The 17,433-nt window shown below is 64.2% G+C and carries 15 protein-coding genes; 4 read left to right on the forward strand and 11 right to left on the reverse strand.

Features of this window, described 5'->3' with window-relative positions; all coding sequences use genetic code 11:
* Positions 1-137: 137 nt before the first annotated feature.
* From Q0L94_RS08600 to tal, 7 genes are all read right to left on the reverse strand, one after another.
* A complete protein-coding gene (locus Q0L94_RS08600) occupies positions 138-1,589 on the reverse strand; it encodes a hypothetical protein (RefSeq protein ID WP_296752487.1) in 1,452 nt (483 codons plus the stop codon).
* A gap of 478 nt (positions 1,590-2,067) precedes the next feature.
* Positions 2,068-2,538, reverse strand: a complete 471-nt coding sequence (locus Q0L94_RS08605; RefSeq protein ID WP_296752490.1) for a periplasmic heavy metal sensor — start codon at positions 2,536-2,538, stop codon at positions 2,068-2,070.
* On the reverse strand, positions 2,538-2,981 hold the full coding sequence (locus Q0L94_RS08610; RefSeq protein ID WP_296752493.1) for a zf-HC2 domain-containing protein: 444 nt from the start codon (positions 2,979-2,981) through the stop codon (positions 2,538-2,540). Before Q0L94_RS08610 ends, Q0L94_RS08605 begins: the two co-directional genes overlap by 1 nt.
* Before the next feature lie 41 nt (positions 2,982-3,022).
* Positions 3,023-3,595 carry an RNA polymerase sigma factor gene (locus Q0L94_RS08615; RefSeq protein WP_296752496.1) on the reverse strand — a complete coding sequence of 191 codons (573 nt, stop codon included), beginning with the start codon at positions 3,593-3,595 and terminating at the stop codon, positions 3,023-3,025.
* A 166-nt stretch (positions 3,596-3,761) separates the two neighbouring features.
* On the reverse strand, positions 3,762-5,429 hold the full coding sequence (locus Q0L94_RS08620; RefSeq protein ID WP_296752498.1) for a thiamine pyrophosphate-binding protein: 1,668 nt from the start codon (positions 5,427-5,429) through the stop codon (positions 3,762-3,764).
* 242 nt (positions 5,430-5,671) lie between these two features.
* Entirely contained in the window at positions 5,672-6,259 is a 588-nt protein-coding gene (locus tag Q0L94_RS08625) for a CBS domain-containing protein (RefSeq protein WP_296752501.1), read from the reverse strand.
* Positions 6,260-6,515: 256 nt separating this feature from the next.
* Positions 6,516-7,595 (reverse strand): transaldolase, encoded by a 1,080-nt coding sequence (tal, locus tag Q0L94_RS08630; protein ID WP_296752504.1) that lies wholly within the window; start codon positions 7,593-7,595, stop codon positions 6,516-6,518.
* A gap of 159 nt (positions 7,596-7,754) precedes the next feature.
* On the opposite strand from tal, the gene aroC reads away from it, so the two are divergent.
* The gene (aroC, locus tag Q0L94_RS08635) at positions 7,755-8,852 is read left to right on the forward strand and encodes a chorismate synthase (RefSeq protein WP_296752507.1); all 1,098 of its coding nucleotides are present in this window, start codon (positions 7,755-7,757) and stop codon (positions 8,850-8,852) included.
* 118 nt (positions 8,853-8,970) lie between these two features.
* Positions 8,971-10,692 carry an adenylate/guanylate cyclase domain-containing protein gene (locus tag Q0L94_RS08640; protein ID WP_296752511.1) on the forward strand — a complete coding sequence of 574 codons (1,722 nt, stop codon included), beginning with the start codon at positions 8,971-8,973 and terminating at the stop codon, positions 10,690-10,692.
* 18 nt (positions 10,693-10,710) lie between these two features.
* Here Q0L94_RS08640 and Q0L94_RS08645 read toward each other — a convergent pair whose 3' ends face one another.
* From Q0L94_RS08645 to Q0L94_RS08660, 4 genes are read right to left on the reverse strand one after another with little or no spacing between them, the layout of a single operon-like run.
* Positions 10,711-11,688, reverse strand: a complete 978-nt coding sequence (locus Q0L94_RS08645) for a DUF2971 domain-containing protein (RefSeq protein ID WP_296752513.1) — start codon at positions 11,686-11,688, stop codon at positions 10,711-10,713.
* On the reverse strand, positions 11,688-11,978 hold the full coding sequence (locus Q0L94_RS08650) for an addiction module antidote protein (protein WP_296752515.1): 291 nt from the start codon (positions 11,976-11,978) through the stop codon (positions 11,688-11,690). Before Q0L94_RS08650 ends, Q0L94_RS08645 begins: the two co-directional genes overlap by 1 nt.
* Positions 11,979-12,013: 35 nt before the next feature.
* Positions 12,014-12,310 (reverse strand): hypothetical protein, encoded by a 297-nt coding sequence (locus Q0L94_RS08655; protein ID WP_296752517.1) that lies wholly within the window; start codon positions 12,308-12,310, stop codon positions 12,014-12,016.
* 54 nt (positions 12,311-12,364) lie between these two features.
* Positions 12,365-13,525: an MFS transporter gene (locus Q0L94_RS08660; RefSeq protein WP_296752520.1), complete on the reverse strand. Its 1,161-nt coding sequence runs from the start codon at positions 13,523-13,525 to the stop codon at positions 12,365-12,367.
* A 104-nt stretch (positions 13,526-13,629) separates the two neighbouring features.
* Between Q0L94_RS08660 and Q0L94_RS08665 the strand changes: the two genes are divergently transcribed.
* Both Q0L94_RS08665 and Q0L94_RS08670 read left to right on the forward strand, forming a co-directional pair.
* A complete protein-coding gene (locus tag Q0L94_RS08665; RefSeq protein ID WP_296752521.1) occupies positions 13,630-14,823 on the forward strand; it encodes a polysaccharide pyruvyl transferase family protein in 1,194 nt (397 codons plus the stop codon).
* 43 nt (positions 14,824-14,866) lie between these two features.
* A complete protein-coding gene (locus tag Q0L94_RS08670; RefSeq protein WP_296752522.1) occupies positions 14,867-17,314 on the forward strand; it encodes a Lon protease family protein in 2,448 nt (815 codons plus the stop codon).
* Positions 17,315-17,433 lie beyond the last annotated feature (119 nt).

A 17,433-nucleotide genomic window follows, 5' to 3' on the forward strand; every position in this document is an offset into this window, starting at 1 on the left:
AACATGAAACGGCGTCTTTTTCCGCATGGCGGCGTTGCTCGTCGTTGCCATAGAGCCGGCTATGTCGCCTCCTCGCGCCTTGCCCTGCGAAAAAATCCATCCGTTTCATTCCGTTCCCCTATTTCTGAGTCGCGACACTAGAAGCTGTGCGTCAGCCTGAGCCCGAAGCGGTCGCCCACCGAGCCGGAGACCACGTTCGCATTGATGGTGCTGGGATTGCTGATGACGCCGGCGGTCGTGCGCGCCGGGTTCGGGGCGGTGACGTTGCGGAACTCGTAGTTGAAGGTGAGCCGGGTCTTGGGTGTGAAGTGGTAGTTCACCCCCAGGGTCGTGTACTTCAGGATGCGTTCGTCGCCGCTGGTCCAGTATTGGACGGCCGGGTTGGCGTTGGCCGTTTCGTACAGCAGGTCGTTGCGCGAATAGCGGATGTCGAACTGCCAGTTCTTGTTGAAGTAGTAGCCGTAGTCGAGCGTAATGCCCTTGGCCTTGTTGCCGCGTTCCGCCGCGAACTGGACCAGCCCGCCGTAGGGCGCGTCTGCCGTGTTGGCGGTGGGGGTGTAGTTGATCATCCCGTCGGCGAACATCAACTCGAATTCCAGCCGGTGCTTGCCGTTGTCCTCGCCGAACAGGTAGCCGAGCGCCTTCATGCCGATGCCGTAGCGGATCCGGTCGAAATCCTGGCTCTCGGTACCGTTGGCATCGATGACGAAGTTGCGTACCCCCTTGTGGTGGTAGCCGAACAGCTTCACCCCGTGCTTGAGCGGACCCTTGCCGCCGGGCAGGTCGTACTCGGAGGAGAGATAGAGGTTGAGATCCTTGTCGCTGTTGTTGTCGCCCCGATGGATGCCGTTGCCGTTGCCGAACATGACCGAGTAGGTGTGGGTCCATTTGTCGCGGCTGAAGGCATCGAACAACTGCAGTCCCCAGTCGCGCCCGGCGTCCGCGTCGTAGCCGTGCCTGGAGACATTGCCGGCATAGCCCTGGCCTGCGATCGGACCGGTAGCCTTGGCATTACCCTCGATGAAGCGCTCGATCTGCACCCGCTGCACGAAGTCGGTGAGGAAGATGTAGTCGGTTGCCTCCAGCCCCTGATACAGCTCCTCGGGGCCGGGCTTGCGCAGCAGGCCCGCCCGCACCCGCATGCCAGGGATGTAATGGAAGGAAAGACTGGCGTCGGTCAGGCTCGCAATGTGCTTGCGATCGGTGTTGTATGGCTGGTAGTTGGCGACGTTCTCGCCAGCGTTGGCGGTAAGCATGTAATTGATGCGGCCCGGAATCAGGTTTCCCCGGGCTCCCAGCATCAGGTTCTGCAGATAAAGGCCGGATTCGTCATTTCTCAGTTCCGGACCAACCCGGCAGTTGTTCACCACCTGCCCGTTGTTGACTGCCGCGGGGCCCACCAGGCCGACCGTATCCCGGCAGTCGAAGTTATTTTCGTAGGTGAGCTGCACTGCGCCGAGCAGGCGGTGGGTGCTGGCGACGGGTTCGGTGCCGAACAGCATCACCCAGTTGGCGGCCTGGCTTGCCCCACCGGATGAAAGCCCGGCTGCCGCCCAGGCTGCGATGATAAATCTCCTCTTGATACGCATTCCGTTCTCCTCCTCGTTTATCTTTATTGAGTGAACAAACATTGATGCGGGCTGCCTGCTTTGAAGACATCACGTTCTTCACAGGCTTAAACGAGAGGGCGAGAAAAATGTTCCGGCTTTCTGCGCAGCCCCATCAAACCCGGTTGCACGGCATGAGAGGCGGCGGAAATCCCGACGGCAGAAACGCCGCCGCATGGATGGCGGCGGCGTTCGGGCGGGAGGGGAGGCGCGGGCACGGCAGGCTGTTCGGAGCGATCCGCCAACCGTCCCAAGGGAGATGGCGAAAGCGGCCCCCGATAATGCCGGGGCAGCCATGCCGCGCCGGATGTCGCTACAGGTTGCAATAACGCTGGGGTGTGCCTGCCGGCCTGGATGGCCGGGGCCGGAAATCGCGGGCGGCGTTTTCTATCGTCGATGGCTCGATTGCAGGATCGCGCATGCGTGCCATCCTGCCGTGCCGGCCATCGGTTCTGCCGCTTCAGTCGCCGTGCAGCCGCTCCTCAAGCGAGCCGGCGGGTTTTTGCTGGATCAGGAGTCTGGCCAGAGCTTCCCGCTGTGTGGCATCGAGCATGCGCTGCTCTTCCATCAACTGCTCGATGACATGGCGCTGCTGCTTTTCCTGGAGGCGCGAGATGGCTGCGCGATCGGCTTCGATCGCCGCAAGGTCGGGCTGCTGCGAGAAAATCTGCCGGATCATGCGTTCGCGGTGAATGCGAACCTCTTCCCAGTCGGCTCCCATTTCCCGCAGAAACTTTCCCTCTTTTTCCCGCCACTGCCGCCGCTGTTCCTCGCTGAGGTTGAGGTACTCCGCCAGGTGGTCATGCTTGTCGTCGCCATGCAGAGCGGGCCACCCGCCGTTTTGCCAGGCCTGGTAGCCCACTGCGCCCAGCACCCCCACGTTGAGAAGCAGGGAAAATGCAAGCAATGTATAAAGCCAGGAACGTTTCATCAGATTCTTTCCTCCGGGTAGCATCCCGTGAATCCTATACATATGCCGCCTGGCGGGATGGGATCGAACATGGCCAGCGTCGGGGCAGCCACCTCGGTGTCGAGCCTGCCGGTCAGGATGCTCCCCAGGAATACGCCCAGCGAAACCGTGGCCACGGCCGCGAATGAAGCCGGCAACAGCCGCCACCAGTTGAAGCGCGGCACGCTTGCCGGGCGGGTACGCCGCCGCCCCAGCTCGGCCAGCACCACAGGCGCCAGATCGAACCCCACTTCCTGCCGGGGGAGGGTCTGGAAACACCCGTGGAGACAGCGCAAATCGTGCAGCATTTTCGTGCAGGCGGAACAGTCTTCCAGGTGCGTCTCGAATTTCAGGCGGGTTTTCTCGTCCAGTTCGCCGTCGAGGTAGGCGGAAAGATTCCCGCTTCTTTTACAGTGCTTGTTCATGATCGCTGTTCTCAGATTTGCCGAAATTCCAAATGACGGCCTTAGATCCTGCCCTTGCAGATTTCCAGCAGGGCCTGTCTTGCACGTGCGATGCGGGACTTGACCGTCCCCTCGCGTAAACCCAGCACATCGCCTATTTCGGCGTACGACATTTCCTCGATTTCCCGCAACAAGAGGACCTGCCGGTAGTCTTCCTGAAGCCGCTGCAGCGCCGCCTCGAGAATGCGCACGCGCTGGGCCGATTGCAGCTCGTCGTCCGGCCCGGCGGCCGGGTCGGTGAAGTCCATGTGCGCCTCGATCGGCACGTACTTGACCACCTTCTTGCGCCGCAGTCTGTCCGTGGCCGCATTGCTGGCGATACGAAACAGCCACGTACCAAAAGCGGCGTCAGGCCGCCAGCCGGGGAGTGCGCGAAAGGCTTTGAACATTGTCTCCTGAGTCAGTTCAAGCGCCTCTTCACGGCAGCCCGTCATGCGCAGGAGGAAACGGAAAATACGATTCTGGTGGCGTCGCACCAGCTCCGCAAACGCTTCCTGCTCACCGCGCTGGAAAAGGACGATGCACTCGTCATCCTGCAACTGCTGCCAGCTGCCGCATGATTCACTCTTGTTCATCCGGCACTCTGTTCATCGACGTCCCGTTCCTGGGCCCGGCCATCCCACTGCTCTGGTTGGTTCTTGATCCCGTCAAGCCAGTCCGGGATTGTTGGCCGACGGTCTTCTTCCATACTGCGTCAAACGAAGCGGGAAGAGAAAAGTTCCAATTATTGCAATCCAACGGCTAACGAGCCGACAGGTAGCGGGGAAAGGCGTGTTTGTCGAGCAGGATTTCGATGAGGTTGATCGCGCCGGTGAGGTCGGCGTGGGCGAACAGGGCATCGAGGTCGGCCGCGGTCTCGATGCGGTAGTGCTGCACGCCGAAGGATTGCGCGAGCAGACCGAAGTCGGGGTTCGCAAAGTCGCAGTCGATGTAACGTTCGCCGTAGAGCTGAAACTGGTTTTTGCGGATGAGCGAGAGCGTGCCGTTGTTGATCACCACCACGTTGAGCGGGATGCCGTAGTTCACTGCGGTCATCATTTCCATGCAGCACATCTGGAAGCCGCCATCGCCGAGGATGGCGAAGGTGGGGCTGTCAGGGGCAAAGCAGCGCGCGCCGATGGCGGCCGGGATTGCGTGCCCCAGCGAGGAGATGCCGGAATTCGGGAAGTAATGGTTGCGGTCGGAGACGTCGAAGTAGCTCTGCGCGAAGACGATGTTGTCGTCGAACACCAGCGCATTGTGCGGAAAACGCCGGGCGAGCCCGCTGAAAAATGCCTGGATCAGGTGGAAGGGTTCCGTTTCCGCCGGCACAGCGTCGCCGCTTGCGGGCGGCAGGGTGGCCGCGCGGTGGCCGTCCAGCCGGTCGCGGGCCTTGGGCGGCATGCCGTCGGCTTCGAGCATGGCGAGCAGTTCTTCCATCACCGCGCGGACGTCGCCGCAGATCGCCACGTCGGGCTGGAACACGCGGCCGAGCTGGGCGGCATCGCGGTCCACCTGGGCGATCTTCTTGCCGGTCAGCAGCTTCGCGTCCCACAGATAGCTGGTGCGTTCGTTGAAACCGGCGCCGAGAAATACCAGCAGGTCGGCGTGGTCGACGAGGTAGCGGTAGGCATTGCCGTTGGAGGTCACGCCGAGACAGCCCAGCGCCAGCGGCGTGCCTTCGGCCACCACGCCCTTGGCCTTGAGGCTGGTGGTGACCGGGATGTTGAAGCGTTCGGAAAAAGCGGCGACGGTCTCGCGTGCACCCGCCTGGATGCAGCCGTAACCGGCGACGATTACCGGCGTATGCGCGGCCCGGATCAGTCCGGCGAGCGCGTTCGTCGGCGTCGTGTGGCGAATCGCGGGCTGGCGGGGGAGATGAATCCGCTCGAGCACGCTGGCGTCGACCTGTTCCTTCTGCACGTTGTATGGAATCGATAGCAGCACCGGCCCCGGCTCACGGCCGAGCAGCGCCCGGGTGGCCTGGTTCAGCACCTGGCCGAGATAATCGGTGCGCTCGACCAGCTTGTGGTAGCGGGTGATGCTGGCGAACAGCGCGCCCTGGTCGATGGCGCCGCCTTCGCCGGAGCTTTCCTGCAGGCCGCCACGGCCGAAGATGTAGGTCGAGGTCTCGCCGGTGATCACCAGCACCGGCAGCCGCTCGGCGTAGGCATTGGCGATACCGGTAATGAGATTGGTCGCTCCCGGCCCCGCGGTGGCGATGCAGGCGGAGGGCCGCTGCGACACCCGCGCGTAGCCGCCGGCCATGAAGGCCGCGCCCTGCTCGTGCTTCACCAGCACGCTCTTCACGCCCGAATCATGCAGGCGGTCGTAGATCGGCAGCACGTGCGCGCCCGGCATGCCGAAAATGTGGTCGATGCCCAGGTGTTCCAGATACCGGACGATCAGTTCGCTGACGGAAATATTCATGTGCTTGTCAGGGTGTTGTGCAGGCTTGCTCCGTCGGCGCACGTTTCGCCGCGGCCGTCCGTCCGGGATTTGAGCACAAGATGCGGTGCGGGAAAACCTTGGATGTTGCGTGGGATAGGGCTTGAGTCCGGCTGGAGAGGCCGGCTTGGCGGAATGAAGCGGGGATACGTTCGAAACCGGCACTGCAATGTGCTGTCGCCGCAGCCTCTGCCGGGCGGCGGCAGAGGCTGCGGTTCAGCGGCTCAGGCGTGTGCCAGATGCTGCTCGATTTCAATGAAGGTGTGCGCCACTTCGGTGGTTTCGACGTTGACGCCAAGCTGCTTGCACAGCTGCGACAGCGACAGCAGGCCGCGCACCATTTGCTGGCCGTTCGCGTTTTCGATCACCAGGGCATGCTGGCGGCCGCGTGCCTTGAGCGTTTCCAGCACATGGCCGACGCGGGCATGCGACAGATCGTCGAAGTCGACCGCTTCCAGCCGGTCCACCGGGGTCATGATGTCGGCCACAAGCACTTCGTCGCGGCGGAGGCCGCGGCTTTGCACCACCTGCAGGGGCTTTTCGCCGTGGATGTCGGTACTGGTGATCAGCCCGGCCACGCGATCCTGGCGGTCCATCACGATCAGCAGGCGTACCTTGCGGCGGATCATGCGTTCTTCCGCCTGTTTGATGGTGTCGCCGGGGGTGGCGATGAAGGCGCTCAGGCGGCGGAAATCGGTCATGACATCGAGTGCGGGGTTGTCCATTCCCACGCGCTCGGGCAATACGCAGGCGGGGCGCAACAGGCCGGCGGTTTTATCGAGATTGCTGGTGGGCAAACGGGTAAAGCTCATGGCGCGTCTCCTTGCGTCGATTTCGGGATTCCCTTGCGCCTGGCCGGCGCGAGGGAGCGGGAGCGGCCATCCTCTCCCCCGCAAGCTCTCCTGTCTATTCAAGATTTTTTTTCAGTACATAAATTGTTCTTGGTTGATATGCGGTGGCGCAAGGGGTACGCGGTAGCTTGAGCTGTCGCCGCCGATCCCGGCGGATCGATGAGGGCGGGCTGCCGGAGCATCAGCAGGACACGTATGCCAGGGATAGGGGCGCCGCTCATCCGGTCTGCTGCAGCAGTTTCTGGTACGCGGCTTCGAACAGTTTGACGCCTTCGTCCTGCAAGGTATTGCCGACCGTATCCATGTCGATGCCCAGCCGCGCCAGATCCACCCGTTGCGCTGCCGCCTCGGCAATCCCGTCCTCCAGCCGCAGCGCCGGTTTGCCGTGCTCGCGCAGCGCAGCGAGCGTCTTGTCGGGCAGGGTGTTGATGGTTTCCCTGCCGATCAGCGGTTCGACGTACAGCAGGGCGTGGTAGTCCGGGTTTTTCACGCCGGTGCTCGCCCACAGCAGGGTTTGCGGCATTGCGCCCTGCTGCGCCAGGGCGGCGAAAGCCTCGCCGTGAAATATTTTCAGATAGCTTTGATAGGCGAGCCTGGCCATGGCGATGGCCGCCTTGCCGCGCAGCGACAGCGCTTCCGGCGTGCCGATCGAATCGAGCTGCGTGTCGACCAGGGTGTCGACGCGCGACAGGAACAGGCTCGCCACCGCCTTGCTGCGGCGCACGCCGGCCCCGGTTTGCACGCGTGCGGCAAGGCCGCGCAGATAGGCGTCGAACACCGCCTCGGTCTGCGCAATCGAAAACAGCAGCGTCACGTTGACGTTGATGCCGAGCCGGGTCAGCGTTTCGAACGCGCCGATGCCTTCCGGCGTGCCCGGCACCTTGATCATCAGGTTGCTGCGGTCCACCGCGGCCGACAGGCGCTGGGCCTCCTTCACCGTGCGCGCGGCATCGTACGCCCAGCGCGGCGCGACTTCCAGACTGACGTAGCCGTCGTTGCCGCCGCTGCGTGTGAATACCGGCAATAGCAGATCGCAGGCCGCCCGGATGTCGGGGATGACCAGCGCTTCGTAACGCCGCTCGGCATCGGATTCGCTGGCTTTCAGCCGCGTCAGGTCGTCGGCGTAATACGGGCTGGTGGCGAGCGCATTCTGGAAAATCGACGGATTCGAGGTCACGCCTGATATCCCGTCCTCGGTGATCAGCCTGGCCAGCGTGCCGTCGCGGATCAGGCTGCGCGACAGATTGTCCAGCCAGAGGCTCTGGCCGAGGGTGGTGAGGTGCTGCGTGGCGTTCATCGGGGCGTCCTCGTTCCGTGAGATGGGATGTTCAGGATAGCGTTTAAAAACAGATTGGTCTTGCCGTGGCGTGCCCGGCGGGATGCGGCGGGCGGCGTGCGAAGCCGCGCCTGTGCTAGACTTCGGCGCATTCTTTCGGCCCTTTCCGCGGTTATTTCCATGTCTGGCAGCACACTTGGCAAACTGTTCTGTGTCACCGTGTTCGGCGAATCGCACGGCCCCGCCATCGGCTGCGTGGTCGACGGCTGCCCGCCCGGCATGGCGCTCGATGAAGCCGACATCCAGCACGACCTCGACCGCCGCAAGCCCGGGACATCGCGCCACGTCACCCAGCGGCGCGAATCCGACACGGTCGAGATCCTCTCGGGCCTGTACGAAGGCAAGACCACCGGCACGCCGATCGCGCTGCTGATCCGCAACGAGGATCAGCGCAGCAAGGACTACGGCAACATCGCCGAGACCTTCCGCCCCGGCCACGCCGACTACACCTACACGCAGAAATACGGCTTCCGCGACCCGCGCGGCGGCGGTCGTTCGTCGGCCCGGCTGACCGCGCCCATCGTCGGCGCCGGCGCCATCGCCAAGAAATGGCTGGCGGAAAAATACGGCATCGTGATCCGCGGCTACATGAGCGCGCTGGGACCGATCGACATTCCCTTCGAGTCGTGGGACGAAATCGGCAACAACGCCTTCTTCTCACCCAACGCCGCCATCGTGCCCGAGCTTGAGGCCTACATGGACGCGCTGCGGAAATCCGGCGATTCGGTCGGCGCCCGGATCAGCGTGGTCGCCGAGAACGTGCCGCCCGGCTGGGGCGAGCCACTGTACGACAAGCTCGACGCCGACCTCGCCCACGCGCTGATGGGGCTGAACGCCGTCAAGGGCGTGGAAATCGGCGACGGCATGCTGGCGGCGCGGCAATTGGGCACCGAGCACCGCGACGAAATCACGCCGGATGGTTTTTTGAGCAACCATGCCGGCGGCGTGCTCGGCGGCATTTCAAGCGGCCAGGCCATCGTCGCCCACATTGCGATCAAGCCCACCTCGTCGATGCGCCTGCCCGGCCGCTCGATCAACCTCAATGGCCAGCCGATCGAGGTCGTCACCCACGGCCGCCACGACCCCTGCGTCGGCATCCGCGCCACCCCCATCGCCGAGGCGCTGACGGCGATCGTGCTGATGGACCACGCGCTGCGCCAGCGCGCGCAGTGCGGCGACGTGGCGAGCGGTGCGCCGCGGGTGCCGGGAAGCAGATAGCAAGCAAGCCCGCGGGTTCAGGCCGGACCGCGTCGCGTCCGGGGCCGGCCCCGGGAGTGTTGACGGATAGGCCGCTTGCGCTAGGGTTCAATGTGTCGAGTATCCAGGATCTGACGCCATGCGCCTGCCCATCAGCCTGAAAATCTTCAGCATCACCACGGCCCTGCTGGTGCTGATGGTGGTGGTCACCTGGCTGTCGGTGCTCAACTTCCGCCAGCTCAACAACCAGGTGCGCGCGCTGTCGGACTGGTACCTGCCGCTGCAGCAGCAGGTGGCCAGCGTCGAAATCCTGATCCGCCAGCAGATGGTGCACATGGAACGGGTCATGATGGGTATGGAGGTGGCCAAGCCCGACCCCGATTTCCTCGCCAAAGAATCGAACGGCTTCGACATGCGCGGGGTCAACGCCGACCAGATCGTCGATTCCTCGCTGCGCATGCTGGGCGAGGCCGAAGCGCAACAGGACATCGAGCTCGACCGCGTGACGCTCGCCGTGCTGGGCAAGCAGCTGCCGGCGATCCAGACCGTCCGCCAGCATTTTCACATGAGCTTCCGCCAGTTCCAGATCGAGGCGGAGGAGGGCACCCCGCGTTCGGAAAAGATCGTGCGCGACGCCCTGCTGCGCGAGAAGGACACGGTCGACGTCGAAATCGGCAAGACCATCGACATCCTCAACAAGCTGACCCAGGACACCGCCATCCAGGCCAAGGCGGAGGAGCAACGCGCCACCACGCTCAACTGGATCGTCACCGCCATCGCCACCGCGCTCGGACTGATCTTCGCCGGCTTCGTCACCCGCTCGCTGGTCGACCCGGTCAAGCGCCTGGTGGGCGGCACGCGCGCGGTCGAAGCCGGCGACCTCGACGTCGAAATCCTGGTGCGTACCCACGACGAACTGGCCACGCTCGCCGCCTCGTTCAACCACATGGTGGTCGGGCTGCGCGAGAAAGAACGCATCCGCGATACCTTCGGCCAGTACGTCGATCCGCGCATCGTGAAGAGTCTGCTGGAAAACCGCATCGGTGCAGACAAGGGTGAGCGCCAGGTGATGACGGTATTCTTTTCCGACCTGCAGAACTTCACCCGCCTGTGCGAGGGCCTGACGCCGGACGCCGCGGTGCGTTTCCTCAACCGCTATTTTTCGCTGATGTCCGAGGTGATCCGCACCCGGCAGGGCATCGTCGACAAGTACATCGGCGATTCGGTCATGGCGTTCTGGGGTCCGCCTTTCACCGATGCCGCCGATCACGCCACCCTGTGCTGCCTCGCCGCCCTCGAACAGATGGCCCGCATGGACGCCTTCCGCATCTGGCTGCCCGAGATGTTCGGCGTCGTCCACGGCCTGCCTGTGGTCGATGTGCGCATGGGCATCGCCAGCGGCGAGGTGACGGTGGGCAACATCGGCTCCGAAACCTCGCGCGGCTACACCGTCATCGGCGACACCGTGAATCTTGCATCCAGGCTGGAGCAGGCCAACAAGTTCTACGGCACGCGGATTCTGGTCAGCGAAGCGACGCGGAATCTGGCGGGCACGCTGGCCTTCCGCGAAATCGACAGCCTGCGCGTCGCCGGCAAGCTGGAAACGGTCAGGGTGTACGAACTGCTGGGGCTGGCAGCGGAGTTGAGCGATGCCGACCGGCAGCGGGTACAGGCTTACGAGGCCGGGCTGGCGCGCTACCGCGCGCAGGATTGGGATGCGGCAGAAGCGGCGTTCCGTGAATGCCTTGCGACTGAACCGAAGGATCAGCCCAGCCAGGTCATACTGGAGCGGATTGCGGCGTTCCGGCAGGCGCCGCCGGAGGCGGGGTGGGATGGGGTTTGGGTGGCGCTGAGTAAGTGAGTTAGGCGAAGTTGTGTGTCAGCCGACTACTGCGGTAATTGCGAATTCACGATCTATACCTATTGAGACATCCCAAAGAGATGCCACCGGGAAGCGAGTAGCCAGAGAAATGATCGCCTCTCTGTCGGATGAGGATATGTCAGGCCCAAGATAAATGCTCTTCAATTCTCGGGAATGAAAAGTGTAGTCCGTGAAGTGGCCTGTATCGGATGGCCTCTTAAAAGAGGTAATGCGCCATTCGTTCTCATAGCTCCAATCGGGAGCCTTCGTGTATGTCAAAACATCGAGTAGGTTCTCAATTGCTAGGGCGTTGTGAGTCGTAAGCAACTGAGCCCACCCATCGGCCGTATAGACGGCTGGTTTTTGGGAAGGGTACGCTACTGGCTTGGCTGCCAGCCAAGCGCTGTCAAGCGCGTCGTCGCATAGAAACTCTAGGACTACCCCGCGGTACTTGTCAGCATAGTGATACCACATTGCTGTGTGGGCAGGACTCTCGGTCAGACAGAGGATTCGGAACTGTGGAATCAAGTCTCGCCACATCGTGCGCAAATCATCCATAGATTGTCCCGTGGGCCGATGCGTTGTAGCCGATTCCTCTAGGCCAGCGAGCAACTCAGCCTTGAGTGTCGGTGAAGTTGCTTTCTTGACAACTTCAACGATCAAGCGAACTTTCGGCTCTAGCTGCGACGTATCTTCCGGTGGGTGTTCGATGAGGTTGGCCATTCGACGTGTTAGCGCTTGCACGATGTCTTCGGGGACTATGCCAAAAGAGAGTTCGCGCGGCACGTCAAAGGGGTCATTGAACAGTAGAGGCGAACTCCATCGTAATGATCGGTTCTGCAGAACGATGGCGGCGGTAGCTGCGGACATGTACTTGAAGAAGCTCTCGCGGTCATGTTTTCGGTTAGGTGATTGCATGGTGGCGTCTTCAGGCGGGTAAAGATTGCTTACAAGAGTCGGTGTCGAAATTTGTTGCACTTCATTACGATCGGGCATCAAGCCGCTTCTGTATGCAGCCTCACCCCAAGTGCCCGCGCAACCTTGAGTACCGTCGCGAAGCTCGGATTGCCGTTTTCGCTGAGTGCCTTGTAGAGACTTTCCCGGCTGAGTCCCGCATCGCGCGCAACCTGTGACATCCCCTTGGCGCGTGCGATGTCTCCCAGCGCACGGGCGATCCCCGCTGCGTCGTCGGGCGCCTCCTCGAGCCAAGCGTTAATGAACGCGGCGATTTCCTCTGGGGAGCGCAGTTGCTCCTCCAATTCGTAGGGGATGAGCTTGTGAGGCATGAGAGTCATTCTGGCCGCGCGGTCAATATTCCCGTTTATTCGACAACACCCTCATCTCCATGACACGTACACCCCGGCTCCTTGCTGGTGGAGTTGTCGCAGCACACGATTTTGCCGGCGCGGCAGCCGCAGATGCCTTTGTGGGCCTTGCAACAGGCTGTCTGGATCTGCGCGAGTTGCATGCCCTTGGCATTCGCGATGCAGGCCTCGGGTGATATCGATGTCTGCTGCGCGGCAGCAGGCGTGCGGTCGACGCTGGAGTCGGCAGCGGCCGGGAGCAGGAAGCAGGCCGGGACGAAGGCCAGCAGGGCGAGCAGGGAACGGATGCGCATGGGAGTCTCCTTGAGAGAAACGGGCTGCCTCACTATAGCCGATCAGGCGCGGCCTCAGGCGTCGCGCAGCAGCAGCCCCAGCATCAGCGCGGCCGCCACCAGGATCGCCGCCAGCAGGGTGAAGGCGCTGGCGTAGCCGGCGACGCCGACCATGAAGCCGGTGAGCACTGGGCCGATGGACTGGCCGACGTCCATCACCGTGCGCAGCACGCCCATCGAACTGCCGAAGCGGCCGTCTTTGGTGAGGTCGGCGACGAGTGCGGCGGTGGACGAGGTGACGGTGGCGAAGCCGAGGCCGAATACCAGGCTCAGCACGGAGAGGCCGACGACGTTCGGAAAGACCGGCAGCAGCACGACGCTCGCCGCGCCGATCAGCAAGCCCGGCAGGATGACGCGGCGGCGCCCGACGCGGTCGGACACCTTGCCCATCAGCGGCTTGGCGAAGACGATGCTGAGAAGCTGCACGCCGAGGATGATGCCGATCTGCCACGCGGGGATGCCGAGCGAGGACGCGTACAGCGCGAGGAAGGCTTCGATGGCGCCGAACACCAGATACTGCGCCGCTTCGACCAGGCTCACCAGCATGATTCCGCGGTCGCGCAGCACGGTTCTGAGACTCGACCAGAAATGCGGCAGTTCCAGCTTTGCCGTCGGCTTCGGGTCGCGGTCTTTAAGCAGCAGGCCGGCGCCCAGTGCCAGCACGCCGGCGATGGCACAGGCAATGTACACCGCGCCGAAGCTCGCCAGCGAGATCAGGGTGCCGCCGAGGAAGGGCGCGATCGAACGGCCGACGATGGTGACCGAGGAATAGGTGGAGAGCCGTGCCGCGCGATCCGCCGTGTAGCGCTCGGCAATCGCCGCGCTCGCCACGGTGCCGAAGATCGCGGTGGCGAAGCCGTGGTAGAAGCGCACCGCCATCAACTGCCAGGCGGTTTCGACGATCAAATACAGGAAGGGCGCGCTGGCGAACACTACCAGCGAGGCCAGCAGGATGCGCCGCTTGCCCAGATAATCCGACAGCGCGCCGGCGGGGTAGCTGACGAGGATGCCGGGAATCGTCGAGGCCATGACGATCCAGCCGATCTCGGCCGGGGTGGCGCCGAGCGAGGCGGCGAACAGCGGCAGCACCGGGGTTTTCGACAGAGTGGAGCTGAAGATGGCCAGGCCGCCGATGAGGGCGATGAGGACGAAGAAGGAGGGCTGGGCGGGTTTCATCGGGTGGGTGAGTTGGTTTTTTTTACGAATGTAGTGCGAAATCGCCCCACGTGCGAAAAAATCATGCGCATGATGTCCCCAGGCTTTCCTTGCGGTTTGTGCTGATGATGAATCCTCACCCCGCGCAGGTGCTGTTCGGCGCGTTCGACCGCCACAACTTCGGCGACCTGCTGTTTCCGCATCTGTTGGCGGCGCTGTTGCCGGGGCGGATGTTCGCGTTTGCCGGACTGGCTGAACGTGATCTGAGGTCGTTCGGCGGCCACGAAGTCAAGCCGCTCGCTGCGGGGGCTGCGCACCTGATTCACGCTGGCGGCGAACTGCTGACCTGCAGCACCTGGCAGGCCGCGATCATGCTGCTCGATCCGGCCGCAGCCGCTGATGCCATCGCGCGTTACGACAGCGATCCGGCTGCGGGGGCCGCGTGGGCCGCACGCCAGCTCGGCACGGCGCGCAGCATGCCTTACGTCGTCGGGCGCGAGGCGCTGGCGCCGGGCGGCAGGCTGATTTTCAACGCCGTCGGCGGCGTGGAGTGGGATGCCCTGTCCGCGGCGCAACGGGATGAAGTGAAGGCGGTGCTGCGCCAGGCGGACTGGCTCAGCGTGCGCGACCACGTCACCCAGGCCGTGCTGCGGGCGGAGGGGATCGAGGCACCGCTGTGCCCCGACCCGGCAGTGATGGTGGAACCGTGCTTCGGTGAGGTGATCAGCCGGCACCGGCAGCAGGGCCCGGTGAAGGCAATCCGCGATGCTTTCCCGCAGGGCTATCTGGCATGCCAGTTCAGCGCCGATTTTGCCGACGACGCCAGCCTCGATGCGCTGGCACGGGGCCTGTCGCAGGTGGCTGCGACGACCGGACTCGGACTGGCGCTGTTCCGCGCTGGCGCGGCGCCGTGGCACGACGATCCGGTGCTCTATGAAAAGCTGCAACGCCGGCTGCCGACCGGCATGGCGCAGCTGTTCCCGTCGCTGCACCTGTGGGATATATGTGCGCTGATCGCCGCCAGCCGCGGCCTGGTGGGCAGCAGCCTGCACGGTCGCATTGTCGCACTGGCCTACGGCCTGCCTCGGGTCAGCCTCGCGCCGCCGCAGCAGGGCGTGCGCCCGGACAAGCGAGCCGCTTTTGCCGAAACCTGGGAGCCGGATGCAGTTCCGCGCTGCGTTGCAGTCGACCGCATCGAACCCGCGCTGATGCAGGCGCTGGCGGTGCCCGCCGACCTGCTGCGCGAGAATGCGGCGAGCCTGCGGGTGCGCTACCTGCAAAGCCAGGCGCAGTGGGCCGGCCTGTTGCCGCCCGAGTGACTTGGGCAATAATCCGGGGATATCTTCCTTACGGTCCCAAACCATGCCGATTGCCACGCTGTCTCCCGCCGACCTGCGCCTGACCATCGATCCCGACGTGCTGGGTTTCGCGGATACGTCCGAACTACAGGACGAGACCCTGCCGTGGATCGGCCAGACACGCGCCGAGGCGGCCGCCCGTTTTGGCCTCGGCATGGACCCGCCCAACTACAACCTGTTCGTGTTGGGCGAAGCCGGCAGCGGCCGGTCCTCGCTGTTGAAGCAGGCGATGCGCGAGGCGGCGGCAGCGAAGCGGGTACCGCCCGACCTTTGTTATCTGCACAACTTCGACGCGCCCGAACGGCCGCTGGCACTGCGCTTGCCCGCCGGCGAAGGGCGGTTGCTGCGCCAGCTACTGGCGCAGACGGCGAAGACGCTGCAAGACGAAATCCCGCAGCGGCTCCAGGGACAGGACTACAAGGTTGAAAGCGAGCGCATCGAACAGGCCTGGAAGAACGACGTGGCGCTGCATTACGCCGAACTGACCGCGTTTGCCGAGGCGCGCAGCTTTTCGCTGCATCGCGAGGCCGGGCGCATGGTGTTCACGCTGACCGGCAAGAAGGGCCAGGCACTGACCGAAGACGAGGTGCTGGCGTTGCCGAAGGCGCGCCGGGCTGAGGTGGAGCAGGCCGAGCAGGAGCTGCGCGCCGAAATCACCCGCTACATCGAGAAGACCCAGCCGTTGGAGCGTGCGATGAACGAGGCGCTGGCGGCGCTGCGGCGGCAGGTGGTGAGGCCGCTGGTCGAGCGCGAGCTGCAGGCGATCCGTGCGGGGCTGAAGAAGCAGATCAAGGACGCCGCCAAGCTCAACGCTTGGCTCGACGCGCTGGAACGGGACGTGTTCGACAACCTGGAGCTGTTCAGTGGCGACGAGGGCGACGAGGATCGGCTGGATGCGCTGAATTCCGTGCTGGCGCGCTACCGCGTCAACCTGGTGGTGGACAACGCGGGGCTGGCCGGCGCGCCGGTGATCGTCGAGGACAACCCGCTGTTCCGCGCCCTGTTCGGCAGCATCGAATACCAGTCCGAGAACGATGTGCTGATGACCGACTTCACGCGCATCCGTGCCGGCAGCCTGCTGCAGGCGCACGGCGGCTTCCTGATGCTGCACCTGCAGGATGTGCTGGCCGACCCGCTGGTGTGGGAGAAACTGCGGCGCTTTCTGCGCAGCGGCCGGCTGCAGATCGAGGAGCCGGGCGTGTCGTTTTCGCCGATCGCGGCGGTGTCGCTGACGCCGGAGGCGGTCGACGTCGAGGTCAAGTTGGTGCTGGTCGGTTCGCGCGAACAGTACTACCAGCTGCAGGAAGCGGCGCCGGAGATCGCCCGGCACTTCCGCGCCAAGGTGGATTTCGCCGACAGCTTCATCGCTAGCGCTGAAACACGCCGCGCCTCGGCGATTTTCGTCGCCCATGCCTGCCGCGAGCATGGCCTGCCGCATTTTTCGGCGGCGGCCGTGGCGCGCCTGCTCGAGGAATCGCACCGCGAGGCCGGCGACCGGGCGCGCGAGAGCGCGATCTTCGCCCGCACCGAAGCGCTGGTGATGGAAAGCGCCGCGATCTGCCGCGCACGCGGGGGGCCGTGCCTGGTAGCGGCGGCAGACGTCGAGACGGCGCTCATTGCGCACGCCGCGCGCCACGATTACCCCGAGCAGCGCCTGCGCGAGGAAATTGCCGAAGGCGACGTGCTGATCGACCTGCACGGCGTCCGGACGGGCCAGGTCAATGGCCTTACCCAGATCGATCTGGGCGACTACCGCTTTGGCCTGCCGGTACGGCTATCCGCGCACGCCTACGCGGGCGAAGACGGCCTGCTCAACATCGAACGCGAGGTCGAGCTGTCGGGGCCGATCCACGACAAGGGCGTGTTCATCCTGCAGAACTACCTGGCTGCGCTGTTCGCCCATCTGGCGCCGCTGTCAATGAATGCCTCCATCGTGTTCGAGCAGCAGTATCACGGCGTGGAAGGCGATTCCGCCTCGTGCGCCGAGCTCTATGCGCTGTTGTCGGCGTTGTCTGGCCTGCCCCTGAAGCAGGGCATCGCGGTCACCGGCGCGGTCAACCAGCACGGCGGGGTGCTGCCGGTGGGCGGCATCAACGAGAAGATCGAGGGCTGGTTTCGTGTCTGCGAGGCCGCCGGCCTGGACGGCAGCCAGGGGGTGCTGATCCCCGCACGCAACCGGCGCCACCTGATGCTGGATCCGCGCGTGGTCGACACCGTCGCCCGCGGGCTTTTCCATATCCATGCCGCGGAGCACGTGACCGAAGGGATCGAACTGCTGACGGGAGTGGCGGCGGGCGAACTGAACGCAGCGGGGCATTATCCCCATGGCAGTGTGCTGGGGCATGCACAGGATGCCCTGCTGGCATTTCGCCGCGCCTGTCAGATGCTGGAACACCCCAAGGCGCCACGCCGGCATTTTCGTGCTGGCGACCGCTCCGGGCGGCGTTATTGATTCGGCCAGACGAAGCTTGAAGCGGCGTCAAGGTTCAGCTTGCCCGGGCTGTGTATGGCAGCGCGGGAGGCCGAATCAATAAGCATTAAAAACAGCGCTCCATTGAGACGGGCCAGCGA

The organism is Thiobacillus sp., assembly GCF_024708915.1.